Genomic DNA, 11,895 nt, shown 5'->3' with positions numbered 1-11,895 from the left:
GGACGCCCCAATGCGCATGCCCACCGAACAGGTCCTGGTCAACCTCGCCCTCTACGACGGTGTCCAGGACACCCTCCAACCGGATCGCGGCATCTGGATCGACGCCGACGGGATGATCCGTGCCGTCGGCCAGGTCGACGACGTCCTCGCCGAGGCCGGCGACGCCCGGGTGGTCGACCTGGGCGGCGAGCACGTCATGCCGGGTCTGACCAACATGCACGTCCACCTCTCGCTGGGGCTGCCCGGCCACCTCGCCGACACGGTCCACGGCGCGAACCTGGCCGAGCTGGTGCTGTTGATGGCCGACTCGGCGCGGCGCACCCTGCACTCCGGTGTCACCACCGCCCGACTCGTCGGGGAGAGCCGGTACGCGGACTTCGCCCTGCGCAAGGGAATCGAGGCCGGCGCGGTCGACGGCCCGCGCATCTTCACGGCGGGGCACGCGCTCTGCTGCACCGGCGGGCACGGTTGGGAGGCCGACGCGCTGGAGGCCGACGGGGCGGACGGGTTCCGCCGGGTCACCCGCGAACAGCTGCGCGCCGGCGCCGACCTGATCAAGGTCTGCATCTCCGGGGGGATCGCCGGCCAGCACGAGGCGATCGACACCCCGCAACTGCTCGACGACGAGATGGCCGCCGTCATCCGGGTCGCCCACGACTGGGGACGCAAGGTCACCGCCCACGCCGGCCCGGCCGACTCGGTCCGTCGTGCCGTGGAGCTGGGTCTCGACTGCGTCGAGCACGGGTACGAGCTGACCGACGACGTGACGCGGCTGATGGCCGAGCGGGGCGTCTGGTACGTGCCGACGATCGTGGTGAGCCGGTGCGAGCAGTTCTTCCGTGACTCGGGGGTGCCCGGTTGGCTGATGGATCGGGCCCTCGCGGCCGGGCCCCGGCACTGGGAGAGCCTTCAGCACGCCATCCGTAACGGGGTGCCGATCGCCCTGGGCAGCGACATGCCCCCGCACGCCGGCTACGACGAGACCACCGCGACCATCCGCGAACTGGAGTTCATGGTGGACGCGGGCATGCCCGTCGCGGACGCGCTCAAGGCCGCCACCACCCGCCCCGCCCAGTGGCTGGGTCGTGCCGACACCCTCGGCACCGTCGAGGCCGGCAAGCACGCCGACCTGCTGGTGCTCCGCGACGACCCGACCCGCTCGGTGTCCGCCTTGCGCACCCTGCACGCCGTACTCAAGGGCGGGGTGGCGTACCGCGACGACCGCGGCCGGTTCGGCGTACCGCGATGACCAGCATCACCGAGGTCGCCGACGGGTACCTCGACGCGTTGGCGGAGCTGGACCCGCAGGCGGCCGAAGCGGTGGGGCGTACACCTGGATCGCACGTCCCGGACCTCTCACCCGACGGGTTCGACGCCCGGGCGGAGCTGGCCCGACGCACCGCGACGGCCGCCGCCGTGGCGACCACAAACGACCCCGGCGAGCGGTCCCTCGCCGGCGCTCTGCGCGACCGGCTGGCCAGCGAGGTCGACCTGTACGACGCGGGGTTCACCACCCGACTGCTCGCCCCGCTGGCCACGCCGGTGCACCTGCTCCGGCAGATCTTCGACAACCTGCCCCGCAACACCGAGGGGGACTGGGCGGTGGTCGCCGACCACCTGCGCCAGGTGCCCGACGCCCTCGACCGGTACGCCGCGACGCTGCGCCGCTCGGCGCAGCGGGGACAGCTGGTGGCCCGCCGCCAGGTGCTGGTGGTCGCCGACCAGTGCACGGCCTGGACCACCGCCGACTTCTACGGGCGGTTGGTGGACGCCTATCCCGGTGGCCCGCTCGCCGCGCGGCTGCACCGGGGCGCGCAGCTGGCGACCGCCGCCACCGCCGGTTTCGCCGCGTTCCTCCGGGCCGACCTGGCACCCGTCGCGTCCGACGTCGACGGTGTCGGCGCGGACCTGTACCGGGTCACCGCCCGCAGCTTCCTCGGTGCCACCGTCGACCTCGACGAGGTGTACGCGTACGGCTGGGCGGAGTTGGACCGCACCGCCACCGAGCTGCGGACCGTCGCGGCCGAGCTGGGCCACCCGCGGGTGGAGTCCGCGCGGGCGGCCCTGGACGCCGACCCGACCGGCCGGGTGTCCGCCGGCCCGGCCCTGGAGGAGTGGCTGCGCCAGCGCACCGAGCAGCTGACCGACGCGCTCGACGGCACCCACTTCGACATCCCGGCCGTCCTGCGGCGGGTGGTGTGCCGGATCAGCCCCGCCACCTCCGGAGTCATGTACTACACGCCGCCCGACCCGGCGTTGACGCGCCCCGGCGCGATCTGGTGGTCGGTGCCCTCGGGTGAGTCGACGGTGCCGGTGTGGCGGCACGTGGGCACGCTGTGCCACGAAGGGCTGCCCGGCCACCACCTCCAGCACGCCGTCACCCTCACCACCGGCGCCCTGCACCCGTGGCAGCGCAACCTCTGCCAGGTGCACGGGTACGCCGAGGGGTGGGCGCACTACGCCGAGCGTCTCGCCGACGAGGTCGGCCTGTACACCGACCCCGCCGAGCGGCTCGGCATGCTCGACGGTCAGATGTGGCGGGCCGCCCGGGTGGTCATCGACCTGGGTCTGCACCTCGGGTTGCCGATCCCGGCCGGCAACGGTTTCACCGCGGCACGGCGGTGGACGCCCGCCCTCGCGGTGGACGTCCTCACCCGCGTCGCCGGTCTGGACGCCGAGACCGCGCACTTCGAGGTCGACCGCTATCTGGGCTGGCCGGCGCAGGCCCTGGCCTTCAAGGTCGGCGCGCGGCTGTGGCAGCAGGCCCGTCGGGACGCCGAGCGACGCGAGGGCGCGGCGTTCGACCGGAAACGTTTCCACCACACCGCGTTGGCGCTCGGACCCATGGGACTGGATCCGCTGCGCGCCCGCCTGGCAGATCTGCCCTGACCGCCCGTACCGCCGCACCCCGATCGGAAGTGACCGCCGATGAGCGATGAGCTCGCCACCACCATCACCGACCTGTACCGGTCCCTCGGCGACCGGCCCGCCTTCGACGCGCACCTGCACCCCGACCTGACTTTCTGGGAGTCCGACGCCGATGGCCTGCTGTCCGGCCTGGGGGCGTTGGACGACCTGCGGGACCGGCGGGCGACCCGGGCGACGGGGTCGGCGCCGATCTCGGTGGCGCCGGAACACCTGCACACCGACGCCTGGGGCGACACCGGTCTGGTCCGCTACGTGCTGCGGGCCCGCTTCGCCGACGCCCGGCCGGACGAGTGTTTCCGGGTGACCGACGTGCTGCGCCGCGAGGATGGCTCCTGGCGGATCGTGCACCACCACGCCGAGGCGGTGCGATGAGCGCCGAGGAACCCACCACCGACCTCTACGACCTGCGTGTCGTGGTGGAGCGGATCGAGGGCCGTTCGGTGTGCGGCCTGGAGCCGGGCGACCACTTCGACGTGACCGGTTCCAACCGGCTCAGCATCCCCGCCGGCAAGCACTTCTGCCTGTACGCCCTGGCGGCGTGCCTGCCGCTGCTTCCGGCCAAACAGCGGGCGTTGGCCGAGGGCGACTGGATGGCCCAGGACAGCCATGTGGCCTGCCCGGACCCGGAGGAGCGGCTCATCATGCGCATCGAACGGGCCGGCCTCCAGCGCATTCCCACCGAGGAGTTGACATGAGCGCTGGGCTGGTCGGCATCGGCCTGCAGTCCGACAAGTCCGCCGACGAGTACGCGGAGCTGGCCGAGCTGACCGAGCGGCACGGCTTCGACGTGCTGTCGGTCTTCGGGGACCTGATGTACCAACCGCCGGTCTTCCCGCTGCTGGTGGCGGCCCGGCACACCCGGCGGATCCGGCTGGGCGCGGCGTGTCTCAACCCGTTCACCATGCACCCGGTGGAGGTCGCCGGTCAGGTGGCCGCGCTGGATCTGGCCTCGGGGGGTCGGGCCTACCTGGGTCTGGCCCGGGGCACCTGGCTCGACGAGATCGGTGTGCCGCAGGTCCGTCCCATCCGGCGCATCGTCGAGACGGTCGCCGTCGTTCGGTTGCTGCTGGCCGGCGACGACAGCGGTTTCCAGGGCGGGGAGTTCACCGTGGCGCCGGGCACGTCGCTGCGGTACACCCCGGCGCGCGCCGACGTGCCGGTCCTGGTCGGCACCTGGGGACGGCAGACCGCGCGGGCGGCGGCGGGGTTCGCCGGCGAGGTCAAGGTCGGCGGGTCGGCCAACCCGGCGATGGCCCGGATGATGCTCGCCTGGCTGGACGACGCGGCGGTGGCGCACCCCGACCGCACGGGTGTCGTGCTCGGCGCGGTCACCGTCGTCGACGAGGACGGTGTGCTGGCCCGCCGGGTGGCGCGCCGGGAGGTGGCCATGTATCTGGCGGTGGTCGCCGCCCTCGATCCGACGATCGAGGTGGACCCGGAGCTGCTGGCCCGGATCCAGCAGCACGTCGCCCGCCGGGAGGACGACCTCGCCGGCGCGCTCATCGGCGATGACCTGCTCGACCTGTTCGCCTTCTCCGGTACGCCCGAGCAGGTCGCGGGGCAGGCCGCGGCCGTGTTCGACGCGGGGGCGAGTCGGGTGGAGTTCGGCACCCCGCACGGGTTGACGCCGTACGGCGGGATCGATCTGCTCGGCCGGCGGGTGCTCCCGTTGTTACGGGCGTGAACCCCGGGTGCCGGTCACTGGCCCTCCCAGACCGCCTTCGCCCCGGAGTCGCCGGTGCGGAATACGTAGTAGACGGCGACGCCGGCGGCCACCACCGACAACACCTGCAACGCCAGGGTCAGCGGACGACCGGGCCGCCGAGCCGTGCTGGTCCCGGCGGACCCCGGTGCCACGAACCAGACCAGTGCCAGCGCGACGACCGCCAACCCGATCGTCGCGTAGAGCGTGATGTCGCCGAAGTCCTGATGCGCCTGGAGCTTCGGGAGGAACTCGGGGGTGACCCGGTTGGCCGCCTGCATGCGTTCGAGGAAGGCGTCGCCGGAGAGCTTCGTCAGCAGGGCGGCGACCGGCGCGCCCACCGCGAGCAAACCCAGCACCCAGCGGGTGTGCGGGCGGATCGGCGCGACGAGCGCGTAACCGACCGTCAGCAGGGCCAGCAGCGGCACGAACACGACCGCGGCGTGCAGCAGCAGAGGGTGGGCGGGGATGCCCATGAACTCCTCGAACATCCGCGTCTCCTCCGGTGAGATCAGCTGGACGTTGATCGTCCACAGAGGGACGTTATCGGTACCGGGCGAGCGTGTCATCCCCGCCGATGTGTCTGAACGCGCCGCCCTGGCGTGGGCGGCGCGCCGGCCGAATCAGGCTCAGGTCGTCGCCGCCCGGACACCGAGGCCGACCAGGATCACGCCGGTCAGCCGATCGAGCATTCGCCGCACCGCCGCGGTGCGCAGCAGCCGGGCGGCGGCACCGGAGACCGCGGTCCAGCCAGCGAGCCAGCAGGTGTGCAGCGCGGCGTGCGCCGTGGCGAGGAGCAGCATCGGCACCAGCACCGGTCGACCCGGTTCGAGGAACTGCGGCGCCAGGGTGAGGTAGATGGCCGCGGCCTTGGGGTTCAGGACGTTGCCGAGCAGCCCCTGCAGGTACGGGTGGTCCACCCGCCAGGGCAGCCTCCGGGGGCGGACCGTCGGTCGCTGCCCGGCCCCCGTCCGACGGCGGGACGCGGACCAGAGCAGCCAGAGCCCCAGCCCGACCAGGTAGGCGGCACCGACGAGCTTGACCACCCAGAACGCCTGCGACGAGCGGAGCACCAGTGCGGCCAGCCCGACAGCGGCCAGGGTGGCGTGCACGTAGAGCCCGGTCACCGTACCCAGGATCACCCACCAGCCCTGCCGTCGTCCGCCGGTGGCGACCCGCGAGACGACCAGGGTCAGGCTCGCGCCCGGCGTGGCGGTGATCGGCGCGACGGCGATCAGGAAGCCGAGCACCGCGACTCCGTGCATGCTCAGACCACCACCCGGTAGTGGGTGGTGAGCAGTCCGGCGTCGTCGTACACGTGGAACGCGACGCCGGGCGGCTGGGTCTGGGTGGTCAACGCGCCCTCACCCTCCCAGGGCATCCGCAGGGTGGAGACCACCCCCGGCGCGATCCGCAGTGGACGGCCCGCGAAGGTGCTCGCGGCGGCGGTGTGGAAATGCCCGGTCAGCACGGCGACGACCGGTGGGTGGGCGGCGACGAGCGCGGCCAGCGGGTCGGCCGGCAGAAGGCGCATCGGGTCGATGACCGGGTGGTGCAAAATCACCGGCGGGTGATGCAGGGCGATGAACGTCGGCGTCCCGGCCGGCACCGAAGCCAACTCGTCCGCGAGCCAGGCCATGGTCTCCTCGTCCAGGTGGCCCTCGTCCGCACCGGGCACGGAGGAGTCGGCGAGGAGGAAGACCGCCCCCGCCACGTCGTGGCGGGTGTTGATCGGGCCGGTGCCGCCGTGGTCGGCACCGAGCAGACCCTTGCGGTACGCGTCGCGCACATCGTGGTTGCCGGGGCAGACCATGACCGGCAGCGGGGAGTCGAAGAGCTTCGCGGCGATCTCGTACTCGGCCACCTCGCCGTGGTCGGCGATGTCCCCGGTGATCAGGATCGCGTCGACCGGTCGGGGCAGGCTGTGCAGGTAGTCCATGACCCGGGCGGTCCGCTCGGCCGATCGGGGGTGGCTGTCGAGGTGGGTGTCACTGAGATGCGCGATGACCAACATGGGCGCCCACTAATGGTTGTAAAGGAACGAGGCATTAGGGAAGCTACTCTTGGCAGCATCGGCCGCACAACTCGGCGCAGGAGGGGACCGATGTCAACGCAGCTCGCGCTCGCCCTGGTCAGCACCGTTCGGCACGACGGCAACGGCGGCGTCGCCGACGACCTCGACGACCTGGCCGGCCTGACCACCTGGCTCCACGAGCAGGCGGAGCCACTGCGGGAGTACGTCGGCGACCTCGACCTGGTCGCCAGCGCCGCCGACGAGCGGACCCGGCTCGACGTGGTGGCGGTGCGCCGCGCCGCGCGGAGCCTCTTCGCCGTGGCGGTCCGCCCAGGCCCGCCGAGCCGGGCCGACTCGGCCTCGCTGCTCTCCTGCCAGGAGGCGGTCGCCCAGCTCAACCAGGCCGCCGGGGCGTTGCCGGTCCGGCCGGTGCTGAACTGGGCGCAGGGGACCACGCCCTCGCTCGCCTGGCGTGGCGAGGCGGCGGCCGACGCGCGGCTCGCGATCACCGCCGGGTTGGCGCGGGCGGTCATCGAACTCCTCGCCAGCCCGACCCGCGACCTGTTGCGCGCCTGCCCCGCACCCCGCTGTGTGCGCTACTTCGTCAAGGACCACCCGCGGCAGGAATGGTGCAAGCCATCCTGCGGCAACCGGGCCCGGGTCGCCCGCCACTACCAACGCCACACCACAGCGCGGTAGCCGCCACCCTCAGCCGCGGGAACGCGGCAGGCAGTCCTTCTTGTACTTCAGGCCCGACCCACACCAGCAGGGGTCGTTGCGCTCCGGAGGCCAGGCGATCCGTGCGCTGGGCCGCGCCGACACCTCGGCCGCGTAGCCCGCCCGGACCGCTGTGTCGGCCGGATCGCCGCCCCGTCGACCGGCGAACGCGGTCAACCCGGCGACTGTCGCGCCGAACACACCCAACCCGGCCTGACCGGCGCTGCGCAGCCGAACCAGCTCGGTCTCCAGCCGGCCCCGGTGCGCGTCCCAGTCCGGCCCGTACACCTCGGTGAGAGCGGGATGCTCGGCGAGCAGGCGATCGAACTCGGCCCGCGGCCAGAAGAGCAGATCCGACTCGGCGTCTCTGCGCTCCCCGGCCCGACGCACGAGCTGGGTCTCCAGCCGGTCCGCCAGGTCGTCCTGCCGGTCGTGCGGCAGGTTGAGGTTGCGGCGTACCCGATGCCGTTGCTGCAGCAGGAAGAAGGCGACGCCGGGCGCGTCCGGCGGGCCGAGATCGACGACCGGGTCGATGGTGGTGCTGGCCGCCCCGGACGCTCCGGTCGCACGCTCGCTGAGCAGGGTGTCGACCGCCTCGCTCAGCCACGTCTCGGCGAGCGCCGAACGCCCACCGACGTCCAGCGCGGCACTGACGTAGGCGGGGGCGTCGGGCTGGACGGACAGCAGGGGCCGTAGCGCGGTCAGCTCCGCCATCGCCTCGTCGTCGCGACCGCCGGCCCGGAACAGGGCCCGGGCCCGCAGCGCGCGGGCGAACCCGGCGCGCGGATCATCTGCGGACGGGTACGCCGCCAGCGCCTGCTCCGCGTACCGCAGCGCGGCCTCGGGCCGGGCCCGGATCTCGGCGATCTCGGCGGCGAGGGTCAACGCGTCGCCGGCGTCGTCCGGATCCTCCAGTCGGCCCTGCTCGGCCGCCTCGGCAAGATCGGCGGCGACGCCGAGCGGATTGGCGGTCCCGAGCGCCGAGCGGCGAAGTTCGGCGAGGTCAGACTTGGTGAGTACGTCTTTCGTCGGCACGATCTCACGGTACGTCGCGGGGCTCCCGGCCTGCCGGCAGATCGCCTTTACGCAGCTCTCCTGCCCCCGTGCGCAACCCTCCCGGCCCGCCGGAGCCGCGACAGCGCCGTCGCCGCGCATTTATCCGCAGTGACTGACGTCTATTCTAAATAGTCTGACGACATGTGCCTATTCGGGGTTCTGGGCAGGCAGTGGCGGTGGGCTTTGGCGCTTCCGGGCAATCGGGGGCTGTTACGTCAGGTGATGGCGTGTATTGCTCGCGTCGGCGCTGCGCCCAGGGCGGGCCGTTGCATCGACGCATTGAACTGCTAATACATAGATGGTTGCCTACAGCAACGAGCAGGGGTGGGTCGCACTGGTCACTGTCAGTGATCACTCGAATGCCGGTCGCCTCGTGGTGGGAATCGACATCCGGTCGCCCGAACGACTGGATAAACGGTCGTTCAGGAAACAAGCCTGTTACACAACTGACCCACGAAGAAATCAATTTTCCGACTAGCGTTCCTGCCCTGGAGCCGCCATCCGGACACCCGTCCGGGTGGCGGTGTCATGTGTCAGCACGATGAGGAGGTCGTCGCGCGTGGAGCCGATGGTCACGGAGCCCCAGGCACTCCGCGCCGGAGAGCCGGACGACGGACGGGTGCAGAGCGTGGCGTCGCCCGCCGCCCCGGTCCGGACGGTCAGCAAGTCGCCGACCCGGATCGCCCTGGCCCGGCTACGCCGCGACCGGATCGCGATGATCTGCGCCGCGATCTGCGTCGCCTACATCCTGATCGCGATCTTCGCGCCGCTGCTCGCCGGGTTGGAGGGGCAGAACGCCACCGACCTGCACCAGGACCTGATCGACGAGTTCGGCTTCCCGATGATCGGCCCGACCGGCGAGCACTGGTTCGGGGTGGAGCCCCGCCTGGGCCGCGACCTCTTCGCCCGCTGGGTGTACGGCGCCCGCCCGTCGCTGATCGTCGCGGTCGCGGTCACCACCATCACCACGATCATCGGTGTGGTGGTGGGCCTCGTCGCCGGTTTCACCGGAGGCTGGGTCGACCGGGTGCTCTCCTGGCTGATCGACCTGGTGCTCAGCCTGCCGTACCTGCTGTTCGCGATCGCGAGCTCCGCCGTCCTGGTCGCGATCTTCGGTGGTGCCGACGGTGCCGGGGCCGAGGACGTCGCCCAGATCCGCTTCATCTCGCTGATCTGCGTGCTGTCGTTCTTCGGCTGGGCGAGCCTCGCCCGGCTGGTGCGGGGGCAGGTGCTCTCGCTGCGCGAGCGTGAGTTCGTCGCCGCCGCCAAGGTGCTCGGCATCCCCACCCGGCAGGTGCTCTTCAAGGAGCTGCTGCCCAACCTGGTCGCGCCGATCGTCGTCTCCGTGTCACTGGCCCTGCCCGGCTACGTGGTGGCCGAGGCCGGTCTCACCGTGCTCGGCGCCGGGTTGATCGAGCCCACGCCGTCCTGGGGTCTGACGATCTCCGCGGCGACCACGTACTACCGGGCCGATCCGCTCTACCTGTGGCTGCCCGTACTCGGCATCACGATCCTGGTGCTCGCCCTGAGCCTGCTCGGCGACGCCGTGCGCGACGCCTTCGACCCCCGGACCCGTCGATGAGGACGCCCCGGGCCGGAGGAGAACCGCGGACCCCGCACCTCGGGGGTCCGCTGACTGAAAGAAAAGACAGGAGTACGTCTGTGAGGCAACTGAAGGTTGGTCTCGCCGCCGCACTGGCCGCCACCATGGCGGTCGCCGGCTGCGGCAGCCCGTCGTCGAACAACGGCAGCAACGGCGGGGGTGACGCCAAGGGCATCGAGACCCAGCAGAGCGCGCTCGACCCGACCGCCAAGGGCCCGGCGGCCGAGGTGCCCGGCGCCAAGAAGGGCGGCGTGATCACGGTCTACTCCCAGCTGACCCCGAACACGTTCGACCCGACCGACACCTACTACGCCGACGCGCTGGCGATCGAGAAGCTGATCTTCCGCAGCCCGACCCAGTTCGCGATCCGCAACGGCAAGCCGGTGCTCGTGCCGGACCTGACCGACCTCGGCACCGTCTCGGCGGACAAGCTGACCTGGACGTTCAAGATGCAGTCGGGCATCAAGTACGCCGACGGCAGCGAGGTCAAGGTCGAGGACCTGGCGTACGCGATCAAGCGTTCGTTCGCCCACGACGTGTACGCCAACGGCCCGACGTACCAGCTGGCCAACTTCAAGGACGGCGACAAGTACAAGGGCCCCTACACCAGCGGCGACGACTTCGCTGGCGTGGAGACCCCGGACGCGACCACCCTGGTCATCCACCTGGCCCGGCCCTTCGCGGACCTGCCGCTCTACATGACCTTCCCGGTGTTCACGCCGATCCCCAAGGCCAAGGACACCAAGGAGAACTACAAGAACAACCCCCTGGCGACCGGGCCGTACCAGTTCGACACCTACACCCCGGGCACCGAGCTGAAGCTGAAGAAGAACCCGAACTGGGACCCGAACACCGACGCGGTGCGCCACCAGTACCCGGACGGCTTCACCTTCAAGTGGGGCGGTGAGGACCCGAAGACCCAGCAGCAGGTGCTCAACAGCGCCGGCGAGGACGCCAACGCCCTCAACTACGGCCCCGTCGACGCCTCGCTGATCCCGCAGCTGACCGGCGACAAGAAGGCCCAGCTGGTCCAGGGTGAGCAGCCCTGCACCTACTCCGTGCAGATGGACACCCGCAAGATCCCGCTGGAGATCCGCAAGGCGATCGCCAAGGCGTACCCGTACGACCAGGTCAACAAGGCCGCCGGTCTGAACAGCTTCAACTCCCAGCCGGCCAGCACCATCCTGCCGCCGAGCGTGCCGGGTTACACCAAGTACGACGTGCTGCCGGGCCTGAGCGGTGTCGGCCAGGGCGACCCGGCCGCGGCCAAGGCCGACCTGGAGGCCGCCGGCAAGGTGGGCTTCGAGCTCAGCTGGTACTACGACAACACCAAGCCGATCCCGCAGCAGACCAACCAGATCCGGGTCGACGCGTTCAAGGCGGCCGGCTTCACCGTCAAGCCGATCGGTGTCACCACCGCCGAGCTGCGCTCCAAGATCGCCGACTACGACGCTCCGGTCAACATGGGCCAGGCGCCGCAGGGTTGGTGCTCGGACTGGCCGAGCGGTGGCAGCTGGTTCCCGGTGCTCTTCCAGTCGCACAGCATCACCGACGGCACCAGCTGGGGCCAGCTCACCGACAAGGCGCTGGACGCCAAGATCGACGAGATCGGCAACCTCCCGGCCGACCAGGCCGTCGCCAAGTGGGGCGAGCTGGACAAGGAGATCCTGGGCCAGTACGTGGCGCTGCCGCGCTACTACGGCAAGCTCGCCTTCGCCATCGGCACGAACATCGGTGGCGCCGAGGGCGACGCCTCTGCGGGTGAGCCGTTCTACCTGAACATGTTCCTGAAGAACTGACCCTCGCACCCATTCGTGGACGCCGGCCGGCCTCCGGCACCGTGCCGGCCGGCGTCCGCCCCCTTCCCCGTTCCGG

At 71.6% G+C, this 11,895-nt stretch carries 12 protein-coding genes; 8 read left to right on the top strand and 4 right to left on the bottom strand.

Features of this window, described 5'->3' with window-relative positions:
- Positions 1-10 precede the first annotated feature (10 nt).
- From EV382_RS11350 to EV382_RS11330, 5 genes are read left to right on the top strand one after another with little or no spacing between them, the layout of a single operon-like run.
- Positions 11-1,249 carry an amidohydrolase family protein gene (locus EV382_RS11350; RefSeq protein WP_130401529.1) on the top strand — a complete coding sequence of 413 codons (1,239 nt, stop codon included), beginning with the start codon at positions 11-13 and terminating at the stop codon, positions 1,247-1,249.
- Positions 1,246-2,889 carry a DUF885 domain-containing protein gene (locus EV382_RS11345; protein ID WP_130401528.1) on the top strand — a complete coding sequence of 548 codons (1,644 nt, stop codon included), beginning with the start codon at positions 1,246-1,248 and terminating at the stop codon, positions 2,887-2,889. The genes EV382_RS11350 and EV382_RS11345 overlap by 4 nt, the downstream gene beginning before the upstream one ends.
- 39 nt (positions 2,890-2,928) lie before the next feature.
- On the top strand, positions 2,929-3,300 hold the full coding sequence (locus tag EV382_RS11340) for a nuclear transport factor 2 family protein (protein WP_130401527.1): 372 nt from the start codon (positions 2,929-2,931) through the stop codon (positions 3,298-3,300).
- On the top strand, positions 3,297-3,623 hold the full coding sequence (locus tag EV382_RS11335) for a TIGR04076 family protein (RefSeq protein ID WP_130401526.1): 327 nt from the start codon (positions 3,297-3,299) through the stop codon (positions 3,621-3,623). Before EV382_RS11340 ends, EV382_RS11335 begins: the two co-directional genes overlap by 4 nt.
- Entirely contained in the window at positions 3,620-4,612 is a 993-nt protein-coding gene (locus tag EV382_RS11330) for an LLM class flavin-dependent oxidoreductase (RefSeq protein WP_130401525.1), read from the top strand. The genes EV382_RS11335 and EV382_RS11330 overlap by 4 nt, the downstream gene beginning before the upstream one ends.
- Before the next feature lie 14 nt (positions 4,613-4,626).
- Here EV382_RS11330 and EV382_RS11325 read toward each other — a convergent pair whose 3' ends face one another.
- From EV382_RS11325 to EV382_RS11315, 3 genes are all read right to left on the bottom strand, one after another.
- Positions 4,627-5,121: a DUF2231 domain-containing protein gene (locus EV382_RS11325; protein ID WP_130401524.1), complete on the bottom strand. Its 495-nt coding sequence runs from the start codon at positions 5,119-5,121 to the stop codon at positions 4,627-4,629.
- Between the two features lie 138 nt (positions 5,122-5,259).
- The gene (locus EV382_RS11320; RefSeq protein WP_130401523.1) at positions 5,260-5,895 is read right to left on the bottom strand and encodes a LysE family translocator; all 636 of its coding nucleotides are present in this window, start codon (positions 5,893-5,895) and stop codon (positions 5,260-5,262) included.
- A 2-nt stretch (positions 5,896-5,897) separates the two neighbouring features.
- Positions 5,898-6,644, bottom strand: coding sequence for a metallophosphoesterase (locus EV382_RS11315; protein WP_130401522.1), 747 nt, complete (start codon positions 6,642-6,644; stop codon positions 5,898-5,900).
- 90 nt (positions 6,645-6,734) lie between these two features.
- Between EV382_RS11315 and EV382_RS11310 the strand changes: the two genes are divergently transcribed.
- Complete coding sequence (locus EV382_RS11310) at positions 6,735-7,343, top strand: CGNR zinc finger domain-containing protein (RefSeq protein WP_130401521.1); 609 nt, start codon at positions 6,735-6,737, stop codon at positions 7,341-7,343.
- A 9-nt stretch (positions 7,344-7,352) separates the two neighbouring features.
- Here the strand turns inward: EV382_RS11310 and EV382_RS11305 are convergent, their stop codons facing one another.
- Positions 7,353-8,396 (bottom strand): SEC-C domain-containing protein, encoded by a 1,044-nt coding sequence (locus tag EV382_RS11305; RefSeq protein ID WP_244236631.1) that lies wholly within the window; start codon positions 8,394-8,396, stop codon positions 7,353-7,355.
- Between the two features lie 589 nt (positions 8,397-8,985).
- Between EV382_RS11305 and EV382_RS11300 the strand changes: the two genes are divergently transcribed.
- Together EV382_RS11300 and EV382_RS11295 are read left to right on the top strand one after the other, a co-directional pair.
- A complete protein-coding gene (locus EV382_RS11300; RefSeq protein ID WP_130401519.1) occupies positions 8,986-9,999 on the top strand; it encodes an ABC transporter permease in 1,014 nt (337 codons plus the stop codon).
- 80 nt (positions 10,000-10,079) lie between these two features.
- Positions 10,080-11,819 (top strand): ABC transporter substrate-binding protein, encoded by a 1,740-nt coding sequence (locus EV382_RS11295; protein ID WP_208758372.1) that lies wholly within the window; start codon positions 10,080-10,082, stop codon positions 11,817-11,819.
- Positions 11,820-11,895 lie beyond the last annotated feature (76 nt).

This window comes from Micromonospora violae (genome assembly GCF_004217135.1).
Lineage (GTDB): Bacteria > Actinomycetota > Actinomycetes > Mycobacteriales > Micromonosporaceae > Micromonospora > Micromonospora violae.
This window is presented reverse-complemented; position numbering and strand designations above follow the sequence as displayed.